Genomic DNA, 24,110 nt, shown 5'->3' on the forward strand with positions numbered 1-24,110 from the left:
CCGCACCATTCACCGGCCTTGATCAGCATGGAGGCAGCCATGGCGGCAGTCACGCAGACCGCAACACCGTCGATGTGGTCGGAGCAGGAGCTGGCCGAGGTACGCGAGTCCCTGCAAAGGGAGATAGACGAGCTCAACGCGGACATTCGCCGCCACGAGTCGGAGATCGCCTCGGGCGACGTGACGCAGGGCGCCGGCGACGACCAGGCGGACGCCGGAGCCAAGACCTATGAGCGCGAACGCGAGATCGCCCTTACCCTGAATGCGCGCGACCTGGTCGCGCAGAACGAACGTGCGATCGCCAGGATCGACGCAGGGACCTATGGAGTGTGCGAATCGTGCCAGAAGCCGATCGGCAAGGAGCGCCTGCAGGCGTTCCCGAGGGCGACGCTGTGCGTGACGTGCAAGCAGCGGGAGGAGCGCAGGTAAAGCGCAAGCTCCTCCTCCTGCTGGGCGCGCTCGCCTTCGTGATCTACGTGGCGGACCTGGTCACCAAGACCGTGGTGCTGCGGACGCTCGAAGGCGAGCCGCCCAACGTGATCATCCCGGGCGTGCTCCAGTTCCGGGTGATCTTCAACTCCGGCGCCGCGTTCAGCATCGGGACCGGGATGACGTTCGTGTTCACCATCATCGCCACGGGCGTGGTGGTGGCGATCATCCGCACCGCCCGCAAGCTGCGCAGCCTGCCGTGGGCGATCACACTGGGCCTGCTGCTGGGCGGCGCGCTGGGCAACCTCACCGACCGGTTGCTGCGCTGGCCGTCCGGCTTCGGCCGGTCGACCCAGCTGCAGGGGCACGTGGTCGACTTCATCGAGGTGCTGCCGGGCAACTTCCCGATCATCGACTACTTCCCGGTCTTCAACATCGCCGACTCCGCGATCGTGTGCGGCGGCATCCTGGCGGTCATCCTGGCCTGGCGCGGCCTGCAGATCGACGGCACCCGCGAGGTGAAGAAGTGAGCGAACAGCGCAGCCTGCCCGTCCCGGACGGGCTGGAGGGAGAGCGGCTGGACGCCGCCCTCTCGCGGCTGTTCGGCTTCTCCCGTACGCGCGCCGCCGAGCTGATCGGCGCCGGTGAGGTGCTGGTCGACGGCAACGAGGCGGCCAAGTCCGACCGGGTGCACGCGGGCGCCTGGCTGGAGGTGACGATGCCGCCCCCGGTCACCACCCCGATGCCGGTCGCCGAGCCGGTGCCCGGCATGACGATCGTGTACGAGGACGACGACATCGTCGTGGTCAACAAGCCGATCGGCGTGGCCGCCCACCCGACCGTCGGCTGGACCGGCCCCACCGTGATCGGCGGCCTGCTCGGCGCCGGGCACACCATCGCCACCAGCGGCGCGGCCGAGCGCCAGGGCATCGTGCACCGGCTCGACGCCAACACCACCGGGGCGATGGTCGTGGCCAAGAGCGAGCACGCGTACTCCCACCTCAAGCGCGCCTTCAAGGAGCGTACGGTGGACAAGCGCTACAACGCCCTCGTCCAGGGACATCCCGACCCGTTCCGCGGCACCGTGGACGCGCCGATCGACCGGCATCCGGCCGGGGACGGGCGCTGGGCGGTGGTGGCGGGCGGCAAGCCGTCGGTGACGCACTACGACACGATCGAGGCGTTCCGGGCGGCGTCGTTGCTGGACATCAAACTGGAGACGGGCCGCACGCACCAGATCCGGGTGCACATGTCCGCCCTGCGGCACCCGTGCGTGGGCGACCTGCTCTACGGCGCCGACCCGACGCTGGCGGCCCGGCTGGGCGTGACGCGGCAGTGGCTGCACGCGGTCTCCCTGGGCTTCGAGCACCCCGCCTCGGGCGAGTGGATCTCCTTCACCACCGACTACCCCGAAGACCTCCAGAAAGCCCTCGACCTGGTGCGCGCCGAGTCGTAGCTCTCCGTCGCCGCGGGGCTTTCCGGCGCTCTCTCCGTTACGGCGAGCCGCCCCCACGCCACCCGCCGCCGCGCGCGGGCGCCGATCGTGGGGGTCGCTTCTCACGCCGGACAGACGCACCGCCGTCACGGTCACCCTTGGCCACCCGGACCGGCCCCATGGGTTCCTTGACCGTCTGGGCCCGGCCCGCTCGCGAAAAGGGCCGGGATCGCGTTATCCGGTGGGGACCGGGGTTCGGGAGAGGAAGTCGGTGACGAAGGCGGTCGTGTGGGTGCCGGCGGCGAACTCGGGCTGGGCCAGCAGCGCGCGCAGCAGCGGGACGGTGGTGGCCACGCCGGGACCCTCGACGGCGAACTCGGCCAGCGCCCGGTCGGCCCTGGCGATCGCCTGTGCCCGCGTCGGCGCCCACACGACCAGCTTGGCGACGAGCGAGTCGTAGTCGGGCGGCACCCGGTCGCCCTGCGCGAACCCCGAGTCGACGCGGACGCCCGGCCCGCCCGGCGGGCGGAACACCGTGAGCAGCCCCGGCGTGGGACGGAAGCCGGCGGCCGGGTCCTCGGCGTTGACGCGGCACTCGATGGCCGCCCCGGTCGGCGTGACCTGCTCCTGCGTGAGCGAGAGCCGTTCCCCGGAGGCGGCCCTGATCTGCTCGGCGACCAGGTCCACGCCGGTGAGCAGTTCGGTGACCGGGTGCTCGACCTGGATCCTGGCGTTGATCTCCATGAAGGTGGCGTTGCCGCCGGCGTCGACCAGGAACTCCATCGTGCCGGCGCCGGTGTAGCCGACGTGCCGGGCCCCGGCCACCGCGTACGCGCCGAGCCGGCGGCGCAGCTCGTCCGGCAGCAGCGGGGAGGGCGCCTCCTCGACCAGCTTCTGGTTGCGGCGCTGCAGCGAGCAGTCGCGCTCGCCCAGGTGGATGACGCTGCCCGAGGCGTCGCCGAGCAGCTGCACCTCGACGTGCCGGGCCGCGGGGACGAACCGTTCGACGTACACCGACCCGTCGCCGAAGACCTGCTGGGCCAGCGCGGTGGTGGCGCGGTAGACCTCGCGCAGCTCGCCGGCGTCGCGGGCGACCGCGATGCCGCGGCCGCCGCCGCCCGCCGCGGCCTTGACGATCACCGGGTAGCCGATCTCGGCCCCGACCTTCTCCGCGTCGGCCAGTGAGGGCACCGCGCCGTCGCTGCCGGGCAGTACCGGCAGCCCGGCCTCCGCCATCAGCGCGCGCACCCGCGCCTTGTCGCCGACCAGGTCCATGACCTCGGGGCGCGGGCCGATGAACGTGATGCCGTGGGCGGCGCAGATCCGGGCGAAGTCGGCATCCTCCGACAGGAACCCGTAGCCCGGGTGGATCGCGTCCGCCCCGGTCCGCAGCGCCGCCTCGATGATCGCCGGCACGTAGAGGTAGCTGCGGCGGGCCGGGGGCGGGCCGATGCTCACCGCCTCGTCGCAGGCCGCCACGTGCCTGGCCGCCCGGTCGGCGCTCGAGTACACGGCCACCGTGGGGATGCCCAGCTCCCGGCAGGTCCTGGCCACGCGGACCGCGATCTCGCCCCGGTTGGCGATGAGGATCTTGCGCGGCCTCATCCGTCCACCCTGATCCGCACCAGGTCCTGGCCGTACTCCACCGGCTCGGCGTTGCCCGCCAGCACCTCCACGACCTCGCCGGACTGCTCGGCGGCCACCGGGTTCATCAGCTTCATCGCCTCCACGATGCCGATCGTCTGGCCCGCCTCCACCCGGTCTCCGGCGCGCACGAACGGCGCCGCTCCTGGCTCGGGCGCGACGTAGAACGTGCCGACGAGCGGCGCCGTCACGACCGCCAGCGCCGGATCGGCCGCCTCCTGCGGCGTCTCCTCCCACTCGGCCTGTACGGCGGGCGCCGCCGGCACGGCCCCGGCCCACGACACCTCCAGCGAGCAGTCGCCCAGCCGTACCGAGACCGACGAGACCGGTCCGGGAACCGTCTTGACCAGGTTCCCCACCTCCTCGCGCAGCAGCCGCAGCGCCGCGTGCAGATCCTGCTCAGCCACCCTCGACCACCCCCAGCCGGCGAAACCGCTCGTACCTGTCCTTGCGCAGCTGGGCGCCGTCCATCCCGGCCAGCTCGCCCAGCGCCTCCAGCACCGCCTCGCGCAGCGCGTCCATCGCGGCGGCGGGGTTCTCCTGGGCGCCGCCGGCCGGCTCGGGCACGACGCCGTCCACGACGCCCAGCCGCAGCAGGTCGGGCGCGGTGATGCGCAGCGACGACGACAGCTCCAGGGCATGCGAGGGGTCGCCGTGCAGGATCGTGGAGCAGCTCTCCGGGCTGATCACCGAGTAGACGGCGTGACGCAGCATCAGCACCCGGTTGGCCACGGCCAGCGCCAGCGCGCCGCCGCTGCCGCCCTCGCCGATGACGGTGGCGACCACCGGCACGGCCAGCTCCGACATCCCGGCCAGGCACTCGGCGATGGCCCACGACTGGCCGCGGTCCTCGGCGCCGACGCCGGGCGCGGCGCCCTGCGTGTCCACGAAGGTCACCACCGGCAGGCCCACGCGGTCGGCCAGGCGCATCAGACGCAGCGCCTTGCGGTAGCCCTCGGGGTGGGCCAGGCCGAAGTTCCTGGCGACGAGCTCCTTGGTGTCGTGGCCCTTCTGGTGGGCCACGATCATCACCGGGGCGCCGCCGAGCATCGCGGGGCCGCCGACGATCGCCGGGTCGTCGGCGTGCAGGCGGTCGCCGTGCAGTTCGACGAAGTCGGTGCACAGGTGCCAGATGTAGTCCAGGGCGGTGGGGCGGGCGGTGTCGCGGGCCAGCCGTACCGTCTCATGGGGGCGCGACGGGCCGGTCAGCTCGTCGGGGTCGCGCACCACGGCGGGGCGCAGCGGGCCGGTCAGCTCGTCGGGGTCGCGCACGACAGCGGGGGGCCGCGGGCCGGTCAGGCGGGCCGCGTCGCGCGCCACGGCTGGGGGCTCCGGGGCGGTCAGGTGGTCCGGGTCGCGCTCCACGGCGGGCGGCCGCGGGCCGGTCAGGGCGAGCAGGCGCGACAGCAGGGGGCGCAGGCCCTCACGCGGCTCGACGCGGTCGAGCATGCCGCCGGCGAACAGGTACTCGGCGCTCTGGAAGCCCTCAGGCAGCCGCTCCCTGGTGGCCGCGGCGATGACGCGCGGGCCCGCGAAGCCGATGAGCGCGCCCCGCTCGGCGACCAGCACGTCGCCCAGCGTCGCGAACGAGGCGGTCACGCCGCCGAACGTGGGGTCGGTGAGCACGCAGACCGACAGCAGGCCCTCCTGCCGCAGGCGGCTCATCGCCTGGGCGGTCTTGCCCATCTGCATGAGGGAGAGCGTGCCCTCCTGCATGCGGGCACCGCCGGAGGCGATGGCCAGCACCAGCGGGAGGCGGGTGCGCACGGCCAGTTCGCAGGCGCGGGTGACGGCCTCGCCGACGGCCGAGCCCATGCTGCCGCCGAGGAAGGCGAAGTCCATGGCGGCCACGACGGCGGGGCGGGCGCCGATGTCCGCGCGGCCGTAGACGATCGCGTCGTCGAGGCCGGTCCTGGCCCTGGCCCGCGCCAGGCGCTCGGTGTAGGGGAGGGCGTCGGAGAAGCCCAGCGGGTCGCCGCCCCTGACCTGGGGTACGGCCGGGCGGAAGGAGTCCTCGTCGACCAGCGTGGCGATCCGCTCCATCGCCCGCAGGCGGTGGTGGTGGCCGCACTCGGGACAGACCTGGTGGGCGCGGGCCAGGCGGGGCAGGTAGACGATGGCCGAGCAGCCGGCGCACCGGGTCCACTCGTCGGTGGCGGTGACGGTCACTGCGCACCTCCGCCGGGACTCCAGTGGTAGAAGCGGGTGGCCATGGCGTCGGCCGGTCCGCGCCAGGTGGCCGGGTCGTACGGGACGACGTGCGGGCTCAGCTCCTCGCTCAGGCCGCGGAAGTCCGCGCGGCCGCGGGCCTGTTCCATCGCCTGGCCGGCCGGGCCGTCGAAGTCGACGACGTGGAAGTACAGCTCGCGGTACTGGTACAGCTCGCGCCGCCGGACCCCGAGCGCGTGGGGGAGTTCGCCGTCGTCGGACGCGCCGAACAGGCGGGCTACCTCGGGGGCGCTGCCGGGGCTGAGCCTGGCGACGATGAGGATCCTTTCGGACACGTGACCTCCTGGGGAACGAGCCGCTATGGCGTTCTCACCGTAGGAAGCGCCCCCGGCGGGTGTCGCCCACCGCATGCCTGATTGCCCGCCTCCTCCGCGCGGGGGAGAGCCCTAACGCGCGGAGGAGGGGACCAGGCCGTTCTCGTAGGCGTAGATGACGACCTGGACGCGGTCGCGCACGCCGAGCTTCTGGTAGAGGTGCTGGACATGGGACTTGACGGTGCTGTCGCCGAGGACGAGCTCCCGGGCGATCTCGTCGTTGCTGTAGCCGCGTACCAGGAGCCGGAAGACGTCCCGCTCCCGGTCGGTGAGCTGCTGCAGGCTGCCGGTGGTGGTGCTGGCGAGCGTGGGCCGCTTGGCGAACTCGTCGATGAGCCGGCGGGTGACCGAGGGCGACAGCAGGGCGTCGCCCTCGGCGGCCTCGCGTACCGCGTCGATGACCCGCTCGGTGGGGGCGTGCTTGAGTATGAAGCCGCTGGCGCCGTTGCGCAGGGCGTCGAACAGGTGCTCGTCCTGGTCGTAGATGGTGAGGATGACGACCTTGGCCGGACTGCGCGCGCCGATGATCTCCCTGGTCGCGGTGAGGCCGTCCATGCGCGGCATGTTGATGTCCATGAGCACGACGTCGGGGCTGAGGCGCTTGACCGCCTGCACGGCCTCGACCCCGTTGGCCGCCTCGCCCACGACGGCGATGTCGGGCACCCCGCTGAACGTGGCGTGCAGGCCGGTTCTGATGAGCGGCTGGTCGTCGACGATCAGGACGCGGATCGTTCGCACGGGCGGTCCTCCCATAAGTGGCCGCCCTCCAGCGGGAGCAGCGCGCGTACGGCGAAGCCGCCCCCGGCCAGCGGGCTCGACTCCAGTACGCCGCCGTGCTCGGCCACGCGCCGGCGCAGTCCTTCGAGTCCGGTGCCGCCCCCTCCTTCCGGCGGGACCGCCTTCGGCCCGCCGCCGCCGTGGCTGATCACCTCGACGGTGAGGCAATGGTCGATCGAGGCCGACAGCAGGATCGGGCCGTCGGCGTGCTTGAGCGCGTTGGTCAGCGCCTCCTGGGCGACCCGGAAGGCGGTGTGCTCCACGTCCGCTCCCACGTCCTTGACGCTGGACAGGTTCTCCAGCACGAGCGTGAGCTGTCCCTCCGGGGCGCGGTCGGTGAGCTCGGCCAGCCGGACCGCCAGTGGGGTCCCGGATGGCGCCACGAGGCCGGGTTCTCCTCCCGGCGGTGGAGCGGGCATGGCCCGCAGGCTGCCCAGGGCGCCGCGCAGTTCGGCCAGCGTGGCCTGCGCGGTGCTGTCGATGACGTCGGCCGCGCAGCGCGCCGAAGGCAGCGCGGTGGCGAGCTGGCGGGCGTGGAAGGCGATGACGACGAGGCCGTGCCCGACTCCGTCGTGCAGGTCGCGGGCGATCCGGCTGCGCTCGCGCAGCATGGCGCCGGACTTGAGCCGGCAGTGCGCCCCGGTGACGACCAGGGCCGCCATGGTGAGGCCGAGAAGGACGGCCAGCAGTACCTCTACCTCAAGGAGCTGGATGTCCCCAAGTAAGTGAGTATTTCCCCATTTAACCCCCATGATCGGGGAGCCTAGTTGACCCACATACCCATGACAAGAAAATCCTAAGAATGGTCACAGGGGCTTCACATAGAGGGTTATTCGGTGCGCTGGAGCTCCGCCCGCGCCGGGCATACCATGCTGACCTGCTCGGATCAAGCGCTCACAGCGTTCTCCCAGCGTTCGCTATGCCTTCTCTATGCTCGACGTAACAGGGCGAAATGGTGTGCGCTTCAACAATTTACATTTGGGTTCTATTGGGGTGAATCCTTTGTGTCTCATTCGAGGAGGGGAGGAGATCCCCCGAAGTGAGGGGACGCGGGTTCGCCAAAGCGGTGGAAGACACCCGGGCCCCCTCCGAACACGCTGAAGGCATGCAACGTCATGCGATCACATTCCAGATCAAGCCCGGCTCTGAGGCGGCCGTCCGCGAGCTGCTGGCCACCTACGACCCGCCCGAGTGGGACACCCCCGACGGCGCGCGGCTGGTCAGCACCTCGATCTTCATGAAGGACACCACGGTGATCCGCGTCGTCGAGATCGACGGCAGCCTGCCGAGCGTGATGGCGCACCTGTCCAGGCAGCCCAGCATCCAGAAGCTGGAGCGCGCGCTCGACCCCCACCTGGCCGTGCCCCGCGACCTGAGCACGCCCGACGGCGCCCGCGCCTTCTTCATGACGGCGATCATGGAGCACGTCACCACCCGCGTGGCGGAGCCCGTCCGATGACGGCGCCGGCGCTCATCGTCACCGGCGCCACCGGCGGCCTCGGCCCCGCCGTCGTCGGCCGGCTGGCCGGGCGCGGCGACCGCCTCCTGCTCACCGGCCGCGACAAGGCCAGGCTGGCCGAACTGGGCAAGGAGCACGACGTCGAGACGCTGGCCACCGACGTCTCCGACCCCGCCGGCGCCCGGGAGGCGGCCGAGGCCGCGCTGGCCGCCTTCGGGCGGATCGACGGGCTGGTGCACCTGGTCGGCGGGTTCCGGGCCGGGCCGTACTTCCTCATGGACCCGGCCGCCTACGAGGGCATGCTGCGCGACAACTTCCTGTCGGCCGTCACCGCCACCCAGGCCCTGCTACCACACCTCACCGACGGCGGCCGGCTGGTGTACTTCAGCACCCCGCTGGCCGACGAGCCGATGCCCGCCCTGTCGGCCTACGCCGCCTCCAAGGCCGCGCTCGTCGCCTGGGTGCGTTCGATCGCCCACGAGCTCAAGCGCGGCGGCGTGCACGCCAACGTCGTGTCCATGACCATGGCCGACACGCCGCAGAAGCGCCGGGAGCGCCCCGACCTCAACACCGACCACATGGTCGCGCCCGAGCTCGTGGCCCGCGTGGTGGCGTTCCTGACCAGCGCCGAGTCCGACGGCCTGTACGGCAGCGTGGTGCCGGTGCTCGGCCGCTTCGAGTTCACCTCCGAGCTGTCGGGAAGGCCGCCCCGATGAGCGCCCGCGTCGTGTTTCTCATCCGGGTGCCCGCCGAGCGCACCGACGACTTCCTCACCGCCTACGAGAAGATCCGCTACGAGGTCGCCGGCGGCGTGCCCGGACACCTCAAGGACCAGGTCTGCCAGTCCGCCACCGACCCCGAGCAGTGGCTCATCACCAGCGAGTGGGCGGACCTGGACGCGTTCCTGGCCTGGGAGGCCGGCGAGGAGCACCGCGAGCTGGTCAAGCCCATGCGCGAGTGCATCACCGAGGCGCGCTCGCTGCGCTTCCACATCAGGCAAGAGACCAGCAGCCCGTCGTGAGCGCGCGCAGGATCGCCGTGGTCGGCGGCGGCATCGGCGGTCTCAGCGCCGCGATCGCGCTGCGCCGCGCCGGCGCCGCCGTCACCGTGCACGAGCGCGCGCCCGCCCTGCGCGCCGCCCAGTCCGGTCACGGCCTGGTGCTCTGGCACAACGCCGTACTGGCGCTGCGGCAGCTCGGCCTCGACGCGGGCAAAGCCGGCTACGAGCTGCACACCCACCACTTCCGCAACCGGCGCGACCGCACGCTCGCCACCTGGCCGATGGCCGACATGGCCCCCGTCTACGACGCGCCCGTCTACAGCGTCAGCCGCCCCGACCTGCACCAGCTCCTCGCCGAGGAGGTCGGCGGCGACCTGGTGCTCGGCTCCCGCTGCACCGGCTTCTCCGCCGACGGCGACGGCGTCACGCTCCGCTTCGACGACGGCAGGCAGGAGCGGGCCGATCTGCTCGTCGGTGCCGACGGGCTGCGCTCGTCCGTACGGGCCGGGCTCATCCCGCACGAACCGCCCCCCAGGTACGCGGGCTTCACCGCCTTCCAAGGCGTGATCAAGCTGCCCGGCTCCGGTGTCCCCCCGCACACCTTCCTCAGCACCTGGGGGGAGGGCCGCTGGTTCGTCTGCTACCGGCTGGGCGGCGAGCACGTCTACTGGGACGGCGTGCTCAGCGACCACATCGCCGCCCCGCCCGGCACGAGGATCACCGGCCTGCTGGCGGAGCAGTTCGCCGGCTGGCCCGATCCCGTGCCCGCGCTCATCGCCGCCACCCCAGAGGCGGACCTGACCCCCGTCCCCATCTACGACCGGCCGCCGGCCGCGCGCTGGAGCCACGGCCCGGTGACGCTGCTCGGGGACGCCGCCCACCCCATGACCTTCAACCTGGGCCAGGGCGCCGGGCAGGCCATCGAGGACGCCGTCGTCCTCGGCCAGGTCCTCGCCGGGCCGGAGGCCGGGCACGACCTGCCCGCCGCCCTCGCCCGCTACGAGGCCAGGAGGGTCGCCAGAACCGCCCGCATCGCTCGCAGGTCCCGGGCCAACGGGGCGCTGACCCGCTGGCGCAACCCGCTGGCCTGCGCGGCCCGCGACGCCTTCATGCGGCTGACCTTCGACCGCCTCGTCTTCCGCAAGACCTACGACCTCACCATGGCCGTCGACTTCGCCGAGAGGAACACACCATGACCGGGCTGCCCAGCGGCGTGAGCCGTACAGCCGTGCTGATCGCGCAGGCACGAGAGGGAGAGAGCGCGCGCCCGAGCGGCCTCTTCCACGACCCCCTCGCCCGCCCCCTGGTCGAGGCGGCCGGGCGGATCGACGGCGTCAGCGAGGCGGGACGGCGCGCCGCCGACCACTTCGTGCTGCGCACCCGCTACTTCGACGACCGCCTCACCGAGGCCGCCGCGGCCGGCATCCGCCAGGTCGTGCTGCTGGCCGCCGGGCTCGACACCCGCGCCTTCCGGCTCGGCTGGCCGGAGGACCTCGCGTTGTTCGAGGTGGACCTGCCCGATCTGGTGGCGTTCAAGGAGAAAGTGCTGGCCGGCCACGGCGCACAGCCCCGCTGCGCGCGCAGGGCGGTCGCCGCGGACCTGCGCGGCGACTGGCCGGCGGCGCTCACCGAGGCCGGGTTCGACCCGGAGAAGCCGACCGCCTGGCTGATCGAGGGCGTGCTCATGTACCTGGCGCCCGAGGACGGCGCGCGGGTGCTGGAGCGCGTCGGCGAGCTGTCGGCGCCCGGCAGCCGGCTGTCGGCCGAGCACGTCAACGAGGCCTACCTGCGCCAGCCCGCCATGAAACCGGCCATGAACCGCCTGCAGGCCACCCAGGCCGCCTGGCTGTCGTCGGTCGAGGACCCGGTCGACTGGCTCGCCGGGTTCGGCTGGCGCGCCGAGGTCACCCACCAGGCCGACCTCGCCAGGAGCCTCGGCCGCCCCGTCCCCCCGATGGCCGACTCCTCGGTCGTCGGCGCCGCCCGTATCTGGCTTGTCACCGCCCTCAGCTGAAAGGATCATGATGGAATTCACCGACAGCACGCTGCGCGACCTGCTGGCCTCCGTGGGCCTGCCCTCCCAGGCCGGAGACGGCGCCGCCGAGCGCACCTTCGACGAACTCGGCCTGGACTCCCTGGCCCGCGTCGAGCTGGCCACCCGCATCGAGGACCGCTTCGGCGTCGACGTGGAGGACCGCATCACCGAGCACGCCACCCCCGCCGAGGTGCGCGAGCTGGTCAACCAGCGGCTCACGGCGGTGACCCGATGATCGGGCACACCGACAACGCGATCGAGATCGCCGCCCCGGCCGCCTTCGTCTGGGAGCACACCAACGACGTCACCACCTGGCCGGGGCTGTTCTCCGAGTACGCCAAGGCCGAGGTCCTGGAGGAGACCGAGTCCTCCGTCACCTTCCGCCTCACCATGCACCCCGACGAGCAGGGCCGCGTCTGGAGCTGGGTCTCCGAGCGCTCCTGGGACCGCGACACCTGGACCGTGCGGGCCCGCCGCGTGGAGACCGGCCCGTTCGAGTTCATGAACATCACCTGGGTGTACGAGGAACTGGCCGACGACCTCACCCGGATGCGCTGGGTCCAGGACTTCCACATGAAGCCCGACGCCCCGATCGACACCGCCGCGATGACCGACCGGATCAACACCAACACGCTGGTCCAGATGAGGCTGATCAAGGAGAAGCTGGAGAGCCGCCGCCGCGCGGTGGTCGGTTTCCACGACGTGCCCTCCAACCAGCGGCGCGGCGGCGACCTGCGCACCCTGCTCTCGCCCGCCACCTGCGGCGCCACGTCGGGCTTCAGCGGCGCGGTGCGCGTGGCGCCCGGGGAGAAGGTCGCCGAGCACTACCACCCGTACTCGGAGGAGTTCCTCTTCCTGGCCGCCGGCACGCTCAAGGTGGACCTGGACGGCGAGCCCGTCGTCCTGGAGGCCGAGCAGGCGCTGTTCGTGCCCCGCAACGTCCGCCACCGGCTGACGAACGTCGGCGAGGTCGAGGCGCTCGTGGTCTTCCAGCTCTGCCCGCTCGCGCCCCGGCCCGAGCTGGGCCACGTCGACACCGAGGAACCCTCGTGAACTCCAGGCGTGTGGTCGTCACCGGCCTGGGCGTCATCGCGCCGGGCGGCGTGGGCCGCGAGGAGTTCTGGAACCGGATCGTGGACGGCAAGCCGGCCGTACGGCGGATCACGGCCTTCGACCCCTCGCCCTTCCGCTCCCAGATCGCCGCGGAGGTGGACTTCGACCCCGCCGCCGCGGGCCTGACGCCGCGCGAGATCAGGCGCACCGACCGGTTCGTGCAGATGGCGCTGGCCTGCGCCGACGAGGCGCTCGCCGACTCCGGGCTCGACCTGGAGGCGGCCGACCGCGAACGGATGGGCGTCTCGCTCGGCTCGGCCGTCGGCGCCACCATCACCCTGGAGGACGAGTACGTGGTCGCCAGCGACCACGGCCGCGACTGGGAGGTGGACCACCGCCACCTGCGGCCCTTCCTCTACCAGGCGCTCGTGCCCTCCAGCGCGGCCAGTGAGCTGGCCGTACGCTATGGCGCGCACGGCCCGGCCGCGGTGGTCTCCACCGGCTGCACCTCGGGCATCGACGCCATCGGCCGCGCCTTCCAGCTCATCCGGGACGGCGAGGCGGACATCATGATCACGGGAGCGGCCGACGCGCCCATCTCCCCGATCACCGTCGCCTGCTTCGACGCCATCCGCGCCACCACCCCCAGCAACGACGACCCGGAGGCCGCCTCGCGGCCCTTCGACGCCGACCGCAAGGGCTTCGTACTCGGCGAGGGCGCCGCCGTCCTCGTCGTGGAGGAGCTCGAGCACGCCATGCGGCGCGGCGCGACGATCTACTGCGAGGTCTCCGGGTACGCCGCCCGCGCCAACGGCTTCCACATGACCGGCCTGCGCCCCGACGGGCACGAACTGGCCGAGGCGATCTCCGCCGCGCTCGCCCAGGCCAGGCTCGGGCCCGAGGCGATCGGCTACATCAGCGCCCACGGCTCCGGCACCAAGCAGAACGACCGCCACGAGACCGCCGCCTACAAGCGGGCGCTCGGCGAGCACGCCAGGCGGGTGCCGATCAGCTCGATCAAGTCGGTCGTCGGCCACTCGCTGGGCGCCATCGGCTCGATCGAGATGGCCGCCTGCGCGCTGGTGCTGAAGCGCGGCGTCGTGCCGCCCACGGCCAACCTGGCCACGCCCGACCCCGAGTGCGACCTCGACTACACGCCGCTGGTCGCCCGCGAGGTCCGGGCCGGGCACGTGCTGTCGGCCGGCAGCGGCTTCGGCGGCTTCCAGTCGGCGATGGTCTTCTCGGGCGCAGCCTTCCCGGGGGCCGCGTGAGCGCCCGCCGCGCGGTCATCACCGGCCTCGGCGTGGTGGCGCCCACCGGGGTGGGCGTCACCGACCACTGGGAGGCCTCACTCGCCGGCGAGAACCGCATCGCCGCCGTCGGCGCGGGCCCGGTACCCCTGGCCGGCCGGGTACGCGGCTTCGACGACAGCGAGTTCGTCGACAGCAAGCTGCGCGTCCAGACCGACCGGTGGACCTGGTTCGCGCTGGCCGCGGCACATCTGGCGCTGGCCGACGCCGCCTTCGACCCCGGCATGGAGAACCCGTACGACCTGTCGGTGGTGACCGCGAGCGGCTCGGGCGGCAACGCCTTCGGCCAGCGGGAGATCCAGGCGCTGTGGAACCAGGGTCCGAAGGCGGTCAGCGCCTACCAGTCGATCGGCTGGTTCTACGCCGCCAGCAGCGGCCAGTTGTCGATCAAGCACCAGCTCAAGGGCGCCTGCGGCGTCCTGGTCGCCGACGCGGCCGGGGCGATCGACGCGCTGGCCGAGGCCGCGCGGCTCGTACGGGGCGGGACCGAGGCGGTCGTCACCGGCGGCACCGAGGCGCCGCTGTCCCCCTACGCGCTGGCCTGCCAGTCGAGCGAGACGGCCCTGTCCGGCGGCGCCGACCCGGACCTGGCCTACCGGCCCTTCTCGCCGGACGCCGCCGGGTACGTCCCGGCGGAAGGAGGCGCGATCCTGCTGGTCGAGGAGAGAGACTCGGCCTACGGCAGGGGCGCGCCCACGGTCTACGCCGAGATCGCCGGGACCGCCTCCACCCACGACGCCCACCACGTCACCGACCCCAGCCCCGACCACCGCCAGTACGCGCGGGCCATGCGCGAGGCGATCGCCAGAGCCGGGCTGACCCCCGCCGACGTCGGCGTCGTCTTCGCCGACGGCGCGGGCAGCCGGGAGCGGGACGCGGCCGAGGTGGCCGCGCTCCGGGAGGTCTTCGGGGGGCGCCGGGTACCGGTGACCGTCCCGAAGACCATGACCGGCCGCCTGTGCTCGGGCGGCGCCGCGCTCGACCTCGCGTGGGCCGCGCTGGCCCTGGCCGACGGGGTCATCCCGCCCACCATCAACACCACCTCCACCGACCTGGACCTGGTCACCGAGCCGCGCCTGGTGCGCGGGCTGTCGGCCGCCCTCGTCACCGCCCGCGGCGCCGGGGGCTTCAACTCCGCCGCTGTCCTCACCCGCCCCTGACCACCCGTCCCGACCAGCCCGCCTCCCGTCCGGGGGCGGGCTTTTCGGCGCCCGCACAGCCCTTGCGCTCCGACAGGCCCTGCGCTCCGCACCGGCCTTTGGACCTGTGCGGGGCCTACGATCCGTGCGGGGCTTTGGGTCTGTGCGGGGCTTTGGTCCGGGAGGGGCTTTGGTCCGGGAGGGGCCGCCGCCCCGGGTGGGGCGGCGGCCCGGTCGGGGGTCAGCCCACGGGTTCCGGTACGGCCGGCGCCACCCGATCCTCGTGCCGCAGCGGCGAGGGCCGCACGAACAGCACGCGTGCCGCCCACCCCGGCAGCCACCAGTTCCAGCGCCCCATCATCGCCACCGCCGCCGGCACGAGCACGGCCCGGATGAGTGTGGCGTCCAGGGCGATCCCGAGCGCGAGCCCGCTGGCGAACACCTTGACGTCCAGCTCCGGCGTCATCGCCAGCACCGCGAAGGAGATGAACAGGATCAGCGCCGCCGAGGTCACCAGCCGCCCGGTCCGCCCGACCCCCTCCACGACCGCCTGCGCCGTGTTTCCGGACTTGTCGTACTCCTCCCGCATCCTGGCCAGGAGGAACACCTCGTAGTCCATGCTCAGCCCGTACAGGAACGCGAAGATGGTCAGCGGGACGAACTCCCCGATGGCCCCGGTCGGCTGGATGTCCAGGACCTCCCTGGTGCCCCAGCCGTACTGCCAGATGAGCACCATCGCGCCGATCACCGCGCCCAGCGACAGCAGGTTGAGCAGAACGGCCTTCAGCGGCAGCAGCAGCGAGCGGAACGCGCGGGCGAGCATCACGAACGTCACCAGCGCGATCATCGCGAACATCCACGGGAAGGCGCCGTAGGTGTGCTCACGGAAGTCCATGCTCTGCGCCGCGTTGCCGCCGACCAGCACGCCGTCCGGCACCGCGGCGCGCACGCGGGCGATGGTCGCCTCGCCGGCGTCGGTGCCGTTCTCGGCCGAGGGCAGCACGGCCAGGACGGCGGTGCCCTCGCGGCGCCAGCCGGGCGTGTCCGGCGACAGCACCGCCGAGACGCCCTCCACCCCGGCGATCATGGCGGTGGCCGTCGCCGGGTCACCCTTCACCAGCACGTCGAACGGGGTGATGGAGCCGGTCGGCACACCCGCCTGCCGCAGCGCGGTCAGCCCGGCGTACCCCGAACCGGAGGTGCGCAGGTGCGCGCTCTCCGGCAGGCCGAGGTTGACGCCCAGGGCGGTGTAGCAGAGCGCGGCCAGCAGCCCGCCGGCCACGATCGCGGCCGGCCAGCGCCGGCGCACCACCGCGTGCGCCCACGCCGACCAGGCCCGGCCCGCGCGCGCCTCGCGGGCGAAGCGTACGCCGCCGTCCTGCGAGCCGCTCCTCCTGCGGTCCAGGCGCCGGCCGGCGCGGGCGAGCAGGACCGGCAGCACGGTCAGCGTCACCAGCACGCTCACCGCCGCGATGATCATCCCGGCGACGCCCAGGCTGCGCAGGAACGGCACCGGCAGCACCACCATGGTCACCAGCCCAATCGCGACGGCCACGCCGCTGAACAGCACCGCCCGCCCGGCCCCCGCCATGGCCCGGTGGACCGCCTCGTCGCCCCGGTGGCCGTTGGCCTGCTCCTCCCGCCAGCGCGCCACGATCAGCAACGAGTAGTCCACCGCGATGCCGAGCCCGAGCAGCGGCATCGTGGTCAGCGCCACGTCGTGCACGGTCATCACGAACGTCAGCAGCAGGATCGCGATGAACGACACGAACACCGCCAGCACCGAGATCAGCACCGGCACCAGGGCCAGCGCCGAGCGGAAGACCAGCAGCAGCACGAGCACGGCGGCCAGCACGCCGATGCCGATCTTCGTGGGCACGTCCACGCCGCCGGCGTCCACGCTGGGCGCCAGCGCGTCCAGGCCGGTCACCTCGACCCGGCTGCCCTGCGGAAGGTGCGGGCTCATCGCCGCCCTGATCACCGGGCCCTCGTCGGGCGTCTCGCCGAGGCCGCCGCCCGGTGGGCTGCCGTCGGAGTAGGTGCCGGGGTAGACCAGGCCGAAGGTGGTACGGCCGTCCGAGCCGACCAGCTTCGTGTCCCCGGTACCGGCGAACGACACGACACGTGCCTGGGGCATCGCCGCGGACACCGCGTCGTACGCGCGGGCGAGCGCCGCCCGCTGGCCGGTCGCGGTCGTGCCCTCGGGCAGCACCACGACCGGTACGAACGGACGCTGGTAGCCGCCGTTGCCGTAGAGACGGACGATCTCCTGGTTGGCGTCGAAGGCGGGCATGCCGGCGTGGGAGTACTCCTCCGACAGCCGCTGGATCGCGATCGGGGTGGCGCCCATGCCGATCAGGAAGGCAAGGACGGCCAGCAGCGTGACGAGGCCCTTGCGGCCGAGTACGAAGGCCGAGATTCTCTCCATGCGAACAGTCGAGCAGCGCCGCCGGTGCCCGCTCTGTGGGCGTTCTGAGGAAAGCATGTGAGTGCGGTTTCACAGAGATCTTTATGGGCTTTCACAGAACGGACGGGAAAGACTGGTCCCGTGAGCCGAATCCTGGTCGTCGACGACGAACCGTACCTGGCCGACCTGGTCTCCACCGCCCTGCGCTACGAGGGGTTCGAGACCCGGATCGCCGGCAGCGGGGCGTCCGCGGTCGCGCTGGCCCAGAGCTTCGACCCCGACCTGATCGTGCTGGACGTGCTGCTGCCCGACATCCTCGGCACCGAGGTCTGCCACCGGATCAGGACGGCCGGCTCCCAGGTGCCCGTCGTCTTCCTCACCGCGCGCGACGCCACCGAGGACAAGATCACCGGACTGACCGTCGGCGGCGACGACTACGTCACCAAGCCGTTCAGCCTGGAGGAGCTGATCCTGCGCATCCACGCCGTGCTGCGCAGGACCAGCGGGGCCGCGCAGAGCCCGGCCCGCGCCGGGTTCGCCGACCTGGTCGTGGACGACGACACCTACGAGGTCTGGCGGGCCGGCCGGCGCATCGACCTGACCCCGACCGAGTTCAAGCTGCTGCGCTTCCTGGTCGCCAACGCGGGCAAGGTCATGTCCAAACGCCAGATCCTCGACCACGTCTGGGACTACGACTTCGGCGGCAACGACGGCGTCGTCCAGACCTACATCAGCTACCTGCGCCGCAAGGTCGACGCCTTCGAGCCCCCGCTGATCCACACCATGCCCAGGATCGGCTACGTGCTGCGCCTGCCCAGGGAGGACCGATGACCCTGCGTACCCGGCTGGTGCTCACCACGGTCGGGCTGGTCACGCTGGCGCTGGGGCTCGTGGCCGGGGCCACGTTCGGCGCGCTGCAGGACTGGCGCGGATCCGGCGGCAGCAGGCTGCTGGCCATGAACACGCCGGAGGCGCTCGTGGCCGCCTCCGACGAGCTGACCTCGCGGGTGGCCTGGGTCCTTGCCGGCACCTCGGCGGCGGCGCTGGTCCTGCTGACGTTCCTGGCCGCCCACCTGATCCGCAAGGGGCTGCGCCCGCTGGACCGCATGGTCGAGGCCGCCGCCGACATCGGCGCGGGCAACCTGGAGCGCCGCGTCGAGGCCGCCCGCCCGGTCGGCGAGGTGGGCCGCCTGGCCCACGCGCTCAACGCGATGCTCGGCCAGCTGGAGGGGGCGTTCCGCCAGCGGGAGTCCTCGGAGGAACGGCTGCGCAGGTTCGTCGCCGACGCCTCCCACGAACTGCGCACCCCGATCGCCACCATCCGCGGCTACGCCGAGTTGTTCCGCCGCGGCGCCGACGGCCGCCCGGAGGACCTGGCGCGGGCCATGCACCGCATCGAGGCCGAGGCGGGGCGCATGGGCTCGATGGTCGACGAGATGCTGCTCCTGGCCCGCCTCGACCAGGGCCGCCCCCTGGAGCGCACGCCCGTCGACCTCATGGCGCTGGCCGCCGACGCCCTCTCCGACGCCCACGCCATGGACCCCGGGCGCGTGATCGGACTGGAGTGCGCCACCCCCGTCACCGTGACCGGCGACCCGCTCAGGCTCCGCCAGGTCGTCGGCAACCTGCTCAAGAACGTCCTGGACCACACGCCGCCCGGCACCCCCGCCGTCGTCCGCCTGGACAGGGAGGGCGGGCACGCGGTGCTGGAGGTCGCCGACGAGGGACCGGGCCTGAGCGAGGAGCAGACCGAGCGGGTGTTCGAGCGCTTCTGGCGCGGCGAGCACCGGCAGGCCGACGGGCGCCGGCTCGGGGGGTCGGGGCTGGGGCTGTCGATCGTGGCCGCCGTCGTGGCGTCCCATGGCGGCGAGGTGCGGGCCGCGTCCACCCCCGGCACAGGCACCACCTTCACGGTACGGCTACCGCTCTGACCTGACCCCCACGCCTTTGTGGCCTTCACGAGCCCAGGGCGTCTTCGGGCCCGGGTGCTTCAGCCCTTTGCGCCGGACCGGCCCATCGCGACGCCGGAACCGGGGTCCTCGTTCTGCTGGTCCTCGTTCTTGCCCTCGTCCTGCTTGTTCTCGCCGCCCTTCCCGTCGCCGTTCTCCGACGGGTCGACCTCGCCGGGCTTGTCGTCGTCGCCCTTCTCGGTGGCCGAGCGGGTGGGGGTGGGCTTCCTGGACGGGGTGGGATCGGGGTCCGGGGATCGCGTGGTGGGCCGGGCGGTGGGGCTCTGCCGTACCGGGGACTCGGTGGGCGGGGCGGAGGACGGCGGGGGAGTGCCGGACGGCGAGGAACCGCGCGTGGGGGTGCTCTTCACCACGGGTGTCGAGGGCGTCGGGGTGGCCACGTCGCGCTCCGACCACCACGCCACCCCGCCCGTCACCAGGCCCGCCGCCAGCACGAGCCCGCTCAGCGCGGCCACTCGCCCCGCCCGCCCCTTGCCCCGCCCATGCCGTCCGGACCCACGCCCGCCACGGCCACCGCTCCCGCCACCAGGCCCGCCGCCATACCCACCCGCGACACCCGCGCCCGCACCCGCAACACCCGCACCCGCGACACCCGCGCCCGCTCCCGCAACACCCGCATCCGCTCCCGCGACGCCCGCGCCATGCGAGCCCGAGCCGCCCGCTCCCACGCCGCCCGTGCTTGCGGCTCCGGTCCCCGGGATGGGGGCGGTGGGTTCGGGGGCGAGGCCGGTGGTGATGGCGTGCAGGTGGCGCTCGGTGTCCTCGGCGGTCAGGCGGTCGGCGGGGTTCTTCTCCAGCAGTCCCAGGATGACCGGGCCCAGCGGCCCCGCCTTGGACAGCGGCCCCGGGGGATCGTGCATGACGGCGCCCAGCGTGGCCAGCGCGTGCCCGCGCTGGAAGGGGGAGTGGCCCTCGACGGCCATGTACAGGGTGACGCCGAGCGACCATAGGTCGGCGGCGGGACGCGCTGTGGTGCCCGCGGCGCGCTCCGGGGCGATGAAGGCGGGGGTGCCGACCAGGACGCCGGTCCTGGTGAGGGAGGCGTCGTCCTCGGTGGTGGCGATGCCGAAGTCGGTCAGCACCGCCCGGCCGTCGTCGGTGAGCAGCACGTTGTCCGGTTTGACGTCGCGGTGCAGGACCCCGGCCGCGTGCGCCGCCCGCAACGCCCGCATGAGCTGCAGGCCGATCGCCGCCGCCTGGACCGGCGGCAGCGCGCCCTCCTCCCGCACCAGCTCACCCAGCGTGCGCGAGGGCACGAGCTGCATGATGATCCAGGGGTGCCCGTGTTCCTCCAGCACGTCGTAGACGGTGGCCACGCCCGGGTGGGCGACCCGTCCGGCGGCCCGCGCCTCGCGGAAGGTCCGTACGGTGAACACCTCGCGCTCGGGGCCGCTGAGGCCGGGTGGCGGCTGGATCTCCTTGACTGCCACGTCCCGGCCGAGCACCTCGTCATGGGCCTGCCAGACGGTGCCCATGCCACCCTTGCCGATGGTCCTGAGCAGACGGTAGCGGCCGCCGACGATCCCCGCAGATTCGGACATGCGGGGCGTCTACCCGGTAAAGAGCCTGACAAGCGCGGTGACGACGGCCGCCGATGCCAGCACGGCCAGGAACGGCGCGCGCAACAGCAGCGCGACCACGGCGGCGCCCAGCCCGGCGGTCCTGGCCAGGTCGAAGTCCAGGCGGCCCTGCGCGGTGAACATCTGCACCGCGATCAGCGCGGCCAGCAGCGCCACGGGCACCAGTTCGGAGAAGCGGTGCACGAGCGGGTGGTCCAGCACCTTGCGCGGAGCGGCCAGGCCCGCCAGCTTCAGCGCGTAGCAGCCCGCGCAGACGATCGCGATCGCCCACCAGAGCGTCATCGGACCATCACCACCAGCACGGCCGCCGCCGCCACCAGCACGGGCACGCCCGGCGGCAGGAACGGCGTGGCGGCCAGCGCGATGAGCGCGCCGGTCAGCGCGAGTGTGCGCAGTTCGGAACGTTCCCGCAGCCGCGGCCACAGGATGGCCAGGAACGTGGCCGGGCCGACGACGTCCAGGCCCAGCATGCCCGGGTCGCCCAGGAAGGAGGTGCCGAGCGCGCCGGCGAGCGTGGTGAGGTTCCACATGACGTAGAGCGTGACGAACGTGGTGGTGAACCCGGCCCTGGCCGCCGCCGGGTTCGGCTGGGCGAGGGCGACGGCGGTGCTCTCGTCGATGACGCCGTGCGCCGTCACCGCCCTGCGCCCGCCGCGGACCTGGAGGAGGTCGGCCAGGCGCAGGCCGTACAGGGTGTTGCGGGTGCCGAGCAGCAGGGCCCCGGCGGTGGCCGAGACCAGGTCGCCGCCCGCGCCGACGGCGCCGGTCAGGGCGAACTGCGAGGCGCCCGTGAAGGTCAGCAGGCTCAGCACGCACGCCTGCGCCACGTCCAGTCCCGCGGTGACGGCCGCGGCTCCGAAGGCGACGCCGGACAGGCCCACCGCCAGTCCGACGCCCAAACCGTCCCGGATCGCGGCGGAACGGGTTGTTGTCTGTTCCATGAGGGTAAGGCTAGGAAGCTGGGCCTTCCTCCGTCTTGTACGTTCCTGCGGAGCGCCGGTACGCCGCCGGTGGCACGCCCACGATGCGCTTGAAGTGCCGGTTCAGGTGGGCCTGGTCGGTGAAGCCCACCTCGGCCGCCACCAGGGCCGGCGGGGTGCCCGTCTCCAGGAGCGAGCGGGCCTGCCGTACCCGCAAAGAGGTGAGGTAGGCGTGCGGCGGCAGGCCCGTCGCCGCCTTGAACGCCCGCAGCAGCGGGAACGGCCGCGCGCCCACCGCCGCCGCCAGTTCCTCCAGCGTCGGCGGGTCCACCATGCGCGCGCGCAGCATTTCCAGCGCCGCCTCCACCTCACGCCCGCCCGCCCGCGGACCGTCCGGCGGAGCGTGCGGCGGCGTCGAGTGGCGCGACATCAGCTGGGCGAAGAAGGTCCGCATCAGCGTCGAGGCCGTCAGGTCGTCGCCGCGCTCGGCCGCCAGATGCGTGCGCCCCAGCAGCCCCGCCAGCGCCGGATCGCTCACCACCTGCTCGGGGAAGAACGGCCGCGCGTACGGCAGGCCCAGCTCGGCCGCCACCTCCGTCATGGCCTCGGCCGACGGGTACAGCATCCGGTAGGCCCACCCGTCAGGCGTCCCCGCGTGACCGGTGTGCACCGAGTCGGCGTTGACCAGCACGATCTCGCCGGAGCCCGCCCGGTGGGTGGAGCCGCGGTTCTGGAACTCCTCGACGCCGTCGAGTATCAGCCCGATCGCGTACTCGGCGTGGGTGTGGCGGGTGAAGCGGTGGGTGACGTAACGGGCTTTGAGCAGGTTGACCTCGGGCACCGCCGGGTGCCGCCAGAAGTTCGCCTGCTCCTTCACAACACCCGAAAATACTCCACGAAGGTGTTGAAGTAGTTCACGTGGTCCTCCCAGCGGCTGTCGGGCAGCTCCCAGTAGACGGCGTAGGGGCGGCCGTCGGCGGCGCGGAAGCCGCGCGTGATGACGTGCACCCTCGTCGTGCCCTTCACCCGGGTGAACTCCCAGTCGGCGGCGGGCCGGCCCAGGTACGTCAGCCGCCTGATCGCGATCCGCTTGTAGTCGCGGAACTCGTTCCTGCGCAGGATGTCGCCTTCGACGTTCTTCCAGTGCTGGACGGGGTCGCTCCAGACGTCGTCGGTCCATTCGACGATGAGCTGGCCGCCGGTGCCGGGGCCGGTCCAGGAGATGCTGTCGCGGTCGGGGCTCTTGCTGCCCTTCCAGCTCTCGGGCACGGCCACGGAGAAGGCGCCGGTCTTGCTGGTGACCGTGCGCCAGCCGTCGGGCGGCGCCGGGGACGGCGTGGCGGTCGTTGAAGGGGTGGGGGGGACGGTGACGCCGGTGGCGGGCGGCGTGGGGGTGGACTTGGGCGCGGCGGTGCCGGCCAGCCGGCCCGACAGCAGGAAACCGGCCGTGGCCAGGCCGCCCACGGCGACGAGCGCGGTGGAGGCGACGACCCAGCGTGGGCGGCGTCCGGTCCGCGACGCGCCCGTGGGGTGGCCGTCGTTGTGGAGGGTGGGTTCGTGGCCGGCGACGCCGGGCGGCCCGCCGTGGCCGTGGGGCGGCGGGGCCGTACCGGATGCCGTCTGGAGCAGTGCGGCGGCCTGGGCGGCGGGGATGCGGGCGGCCGGGTCGCGGCGCAGCAGACCCTCGATGACCGGCGCGAGCGCGCCCGCGCGCGCCGACGGGGCGGGCGGGTCGCGCAGGACGGCGGCCACCGTGGCGGCCCACGAGTCGCCGCGGTAGGGCGGCCTGCCCTCGACCGCGGTGTACAGGGTCGCGCCCAGCGACCAGAGGTCGGACTCCGGCCCGGCGGGCAGGCCGTTGAGGCGCTCGGGCGGCATGTACGCGGGCGTGCCGACCAGGTGGCCCGTCGCGGTCAGGCCCTGCTCGGCCTCCAGCGTGGCGATGCCGAAGTCGGTCAGCACCACGCGGCCGTCGTCGGCCAGCAGCACGTTCTCCGGCTTCACGTCGCGATGCAGCACGCCGGCGGCGTGCGCGGTGCGCAGCGCGTCCAGCAGCGCCGCGCCGATCGCCGCCACCGTGCCGGGCGGCAGCGGGCCGCCGTCGCCGACCACCTTGGCCAGCGAGCGCGAGCGCACGAGGTTCATGACGATCCAGGGGCGGCCGTCCTCCTCGACCACGTCGTACACCACGACCACCGACGGGTGCTCCAGTCGCCCGGCGGCCCTCGCCTCCCGGATCGTGCGCCGGTTGAGCTCGCTCCGCTTGGCCTCGCCGACGCCGGAGTAGCGGACCTCCTTGACGGCCACGGGACGGTCGAGCAGCTCGTCGTGGGCGCGCCACACCACGCCCATGCCGCCTTCGCCGATCGGCTCGATGAGGCGATAGCGGTTGCTGACCAGCCGTTCCAC

26 protein-coding genes are annotated in these 24,110 nt (G+C 73.2%); 14 read left to right on the forward strand and 12 right to left on the reverse strand.

Going from position 1 to position 24,110, the window contains the following annotated elements; all coding sequences use genetic code 11:
* Positions 1-39 precede the first annotated feature (39 nt).
* The 3 genes from ACIBHY_RS02700 to ACIBHY_RS02710 are packed head-to-tail and all read left to right on the forward strand — an operon-like array spanning position 40 to position 1,885.
* The gene (locus ACIBHY_RS02700; protein WP_184960723.1) at positions 40-429 is read left to right on the forward strand and encodes a TraR/DksA C4-type zinc finger protein; all 390 of its coding nucleotides are present in this window, start codon (positions 40-42) and stop codon (positions 427-429) included.
* Positions 393-959, forward strand: a complete 567-nt coding sequence (lspA, locus tag ACIBHY_RS02705) for a signal peptidase II (protein WP_397246190.1) — start codon at positions 393-395, stop codon at positions 957-959. The genes ACIBHY_RS02700 and lspA overlap by 37 nt, the downstream gene beginning before the upstream one ends.
* Complete coding sequence (locus tag ACIBHY_RS02710) at positions 956-1,885, forward strand: RluA family pseudouridine synthase (protein WP_397246192.1); 930 nt, start codon at positions 956-958, stop codon at positions 1,883-1,885. The genes lspA and ACIBHY_RS02710 overlap by 4 nt, the downstream gene beginning before the upstream one ends.
* A gap of 213 nt (positions 1,886-2,098) precedes the next feature.
* Here the strand turns inward: ACIBHY_RS02710 and ACIBHY_RS02715 are convergent, their stop codons facing one another.
* The 6 genes from ACIBHY_RS02715 to ACIBHY_RS02740 form a co-directional block, all read right to left on the reverse strand.
* Positions 2,099-3,469 carry an acetyl/propionyl/methylcrotonyl-CoA carboxylase subunit alpha gene (locus tag ACIBHY_RS02715; RefSeq protein WP_397305728.1) on the reverse strand — a complete coding sequence of 457 codons (1,371 nt, stop codon included), beginning with the start codon at positions 3,467-3,469 and terminating at the stop codon, positions 2,099-2,101.
* Positions 3,466-3,915 carry an acetyl-CoA carboxylase biotin carboxyl carrier protein gene (locus ACIBHY_RS02720; RefSeq protein ID WP_397305729.1) on the reverse strand — a complete coding sequence of 150 codons (450 nt, stop codon included), beginning with the start codon at positions 3,913-3,915 and terminating at the stop codon, positions 3,466-3,468. Before ACIBHY_RS02720 ends, ACIBHY_RS02715 begins: the two co-directional genes overlap by 4 nt.
* Entirely contained in the window at positions 3,908-5,677 is a 1,770-nt protein-coding gene (locus ACIBHY_RS02725) for an acetyl-CoA carboxylase carboxyltransferase subunit alpha (RefSeq protein ID WP_397305730.1), read from the reverse strand. The genes ACIBHY_RS02720 and ACIBHY_RS02725 overlap by 8 nt, the downstream gene beginning before the upstream one ends.
* The gene (locus ACIBHY_RS02730) at positions 5,674-6,012 is read right to left on the reverse strand and encodes a TcmI family type II polyketide cyclase (protein WP_397305731.1); all 339 of its coding nucleotides are present in this window, start codon (positions 6,010-6,012) and stop codon (positions 5,674-5,676) included. Before ACIBHY_RS02730 ends, ACIBHY_RS02725 begins: the two co-directional genes overlap by 4 nt.
* Positions 6,013-6,123: 111 nt before the next feature.
* Positions 6,124-6,789, reverse strand: a complete 666-nt coding sequence (locus ACIBHY_RS02735) for a response regulator (RefSeq protein WP_397305732.1) — start codon at positions 6,787-6,789, stop codon at positions 6,124-6,126.
* Complete coding sequence (locus tag ACIBHY_RS02740; protein ID WP_397305734.1) at positions 6,768-7,580, reverse strand: sensor histidine kinase; 813 nt, start codon at positions 7,578-7,580, stop codon at positions 6,768-6,770. Before ACIBHY_RS02740 ends, ACIBHY_RS02735 begins: the two co-directional genes overlap by 22 nt.
* 353 nt (positions 7,581-7,933) lie before the next feature.
* Between ACIBHY_RS02740 and ACIBHY_RS02745 the strand changes: the two genes are divergently transcribed.
* Genes ACIBHY_RS02745 through ACIBHY_RS02785 form a run of 9 tightly spaced genes read left to right on the forward strand, consistent with a single transcriptional unit; the run spans position 7,934 to position 14,845 of the window.
* Positions 7,934-8,287, forward strand: coding sequence for a SchA/CurD-like domain-containing protein (locus ACIBHY_RS02745; protein WP_379618535.1), 354 nt, complete (start codon positions 7,934-7,936; stop codon positions 8,285-8,287).
* Positions 8,284-9,003 (forward strand): SDR family oxidoreductase, encoded by a 720-nt coding sequence (locus ACIBHY_RS02750; protein ID WP_397305735.1) that lies wholly within the window; start codon positions 8,284-8,286, stop codon positions 9,001-9,003. Before ACIBHY_RS02745 ends, ACIBHY_RS02750 begins: the two co-directional genes overlap by 4 nt.
* A complete protein-coding gene (locus tag ACIBHY_RS02755; protein ID WP_397305736.1) occupies positions 9,000-9,308 on the forward strand; it encodes an antibiotic biosynthesis monooxygenase family protein in 309 nt (102 codons plus the stop codon). The genes ACIBHY_RS02750 and ACIBHY_RS02755 overlap by 4 nt, the downstream gene beginning before the upstream one ends.
* Entirely contained in the window at positions 9,305-10,483 is a 1,179-nt protein-coding gene (locus ACIBHY_RS02760) for an FAD-dependent oxidoreductase (RefSeq protein WP_397305737.1), read from the forward strand. The genes ACIBHY_RS02755 and ACIBHY_RS02760 overlap by 4 nt, the downstream gene beginning before the upstream one ends.
* Positions 10,480-11,301, forward strand: a complete 822-nt coding sequence (locus ACIBHY_RS02765) for an SAM-dependent methyltransferase (RefSeq protein WP_397305738.1) — start codon at positions 10,480-10,482, stop codon at positions 11,299-11,301. Before ACIBHY_RS02760 ends, ACIBHY_RS02765 begins: the two co-directional genes overlap by 4 nt.
* Positions 11,302-11,308: 7 nt before the next feature.
* Positions 11,309-11,557: an acyl carrier protein gene (locus tag ACIBHY_RS02770; RefSeq protein ID WP_397305739.1), complete on the forward strand. Its 249-nt coding sequence runs from the start codon at positions 11,309-11,311 to the stop codon at positions 11,555-11,557.
* A complete protein-coding gene (locus ACIBHY_RS02775) occupies positions 11,554-12,375 on the forward strand; it encodes a cupin domain-containing protein (protein ID WP_397305740.1) in 822 nt (273 codons plus the stop codon). The genes ACIBHY_RS02770 and ACIBHY_RS02775 overlap by 4 nt, the downstream gene beginning before the upstream one ends.
* Positions 12,372-13,646 carry a beta-ketoacyl-[acyl-carrier-protein] synthase family protein gene (locus tag ACIBHY_RS02780; protein WP_397305741.1) on the forward strand — a complete coding sequence of 425 codons (1,275 nt, stop codon included), beginning with the start codon at positions 12,372-12,374 and terminating at the stop codon, positions 13,644-13,646. The genes ACIBHY_RS02775 and ACIBHY_RS02780 overlap by 4 nt, the downstream gene beginning before the upstream one ends.
* Entirely contained in the window at positions 13,643-14,845 is a 1,203-nt protein-coding gene (locus ACIBHY_RS02785) for a beta-ketoacyl synthase N-terminal-like domain-containing protein (protein ID WP_397305742.1), read from the forward strand. Before ACIBHY_RS02780 ends, ACIBHY_RS02785 begins: the two co-directional genes overlap by 4 nt.
* A 220-nt stretch (positions 14,846-15,065) precedes the next feature.
* Here ACIBHY_RS02785 and ACIBHY_RS02790 read toward each other — a convergent pair whose 3' ends face one another.
* Positions 15,066-17,252, reverse strand: coding sequence for an MMPL family transporter (locus ACIBHY_RS02790; protein WP_397305743.1), 2,187 nt, complete (start codon positions 17,250-17,252; stop codon positions 15,066-15,068).
* Positions 17,253-17,372: 120 nt separating this feature from the next.
* Here ACIBHY_RS02790 and ACIBHY_RS02795 point away from each other — a divergent pair, with 120 nt between their 5' ends.
* Positions 17,373-18,062 carry a response regulator transcription factor gene (locus ACIBHY_RS02795; RefSeq protein ID WP_397246198.1) on the forward strand — a complete coding sequence of 230 codons (690 nt, stop codon included), beginning with the start codon at positions 17,373-17,375 and terminating at the stop codon, positions 18,060-18,062.
* Positions 18,059-19,162 carry a sensor histidine kinase gene (locus tag ACIBHY_RS02800; RefSeq protein WP_397305744.1) on the forward strand — a complete coding sequence of 368 codons (1,104 nt, stop codon included), beginning with the start codon at positions 18,059-18,061 and terminating at the stop codon, positions 19,160-19,162. Before ACIBHY_RS02795 ends, ACIBHY_RS02800 begins: the two co-directional genes overlap by 4 nt.
* A 59-nt stretch (positions 19,163-19,221) precedes the next feature.
* Here the strand turns inward: ACIBHY_RS02800 and ACIBHY_RS02805 are convergent, their stop codons facing one another.
* Genes ACIBHY_RS02805 through ACIBHY_RS02825 form a run of 5 tightly spaced genes read right to left on the reverse strand, consistent with a single transcriptional unit; the run spans position 19,222 to position 24,110 of the window.
* The gene (locus tag ACIBHY_RS02805) at positions 19,222-20,742 is read right to left on the reverse strand and encodes a serine/threonine-protein kinase (RefSeq protein ID WP_397305745.1); all 1,521 of its coding nucleotides are present in this window, start codon (positions 20,740-20,742) and stop codon (positions 19,222-19,224) included.
* 9 nt (positions 20,743-20,751) lie between these two features.
* The gene (locus ACIBHY_RS02810) at positions 20,752-21,063 is read right to left on the reverse strand and encodes an AzlD domain-containing protein (protein ID WP_379618507.1); all 312 of its coding nucleotides are present in this window, start codon (positions 21,061-21,063) and stop codon (positions 20,752-20,754) included.
* Complete coding sequence (locus ACIBHY_RS02815) at positions 21,060-21,722, reverse strand: AzlC family ABC transporter permease (RefSeq protein ID WP_397246206.1); 663 nt, start codon at positions 21,720-21,722, stop codon at positions 21,060-21,062. Before ACIBHY_RS02815 ends, ACIBHY_RS02810 begins: the two co-directional genes overlap by 4 nt.
* 10 nt (positions 21,723-21,732) lie before the next feature.
* Positions 21,733-22,578 carry an AraC family ligand binding domain-containing protein gene (locus ACIBHY_RS02820; RefSeq protein WP_397305746.1) on the reverse strand — a complete coding sequence of 282 codons (846 nt, stop codon included), beginning with the start codon at positions 22,576-22,578 and terminating at the stop codon, positions 21,733-21,735.
* A complete protein-coding gene (locus ACIBHY_RS02825) occupies positions 22,575-24,110 on the reverse strand; it encodes a serine/threonine-protein kinase (protein ID WP_397305747.1) in 1,536 nt (511 codons plus the stop codon). Before ACIBHY_RS02825 ends, ACIBHY_RS02820 begins: the two co-directional genes overlap by 4 nt.

Source organism: Nonomuraea sp. NPDC050547 (assembly GCF_044457345.1).
Classification (GTDB): domain Bacteria; phylum Actinomycetota; class Actinomycetes; order Streptosporangiales; family Streptosporangiaceae; genus Nonomuraea.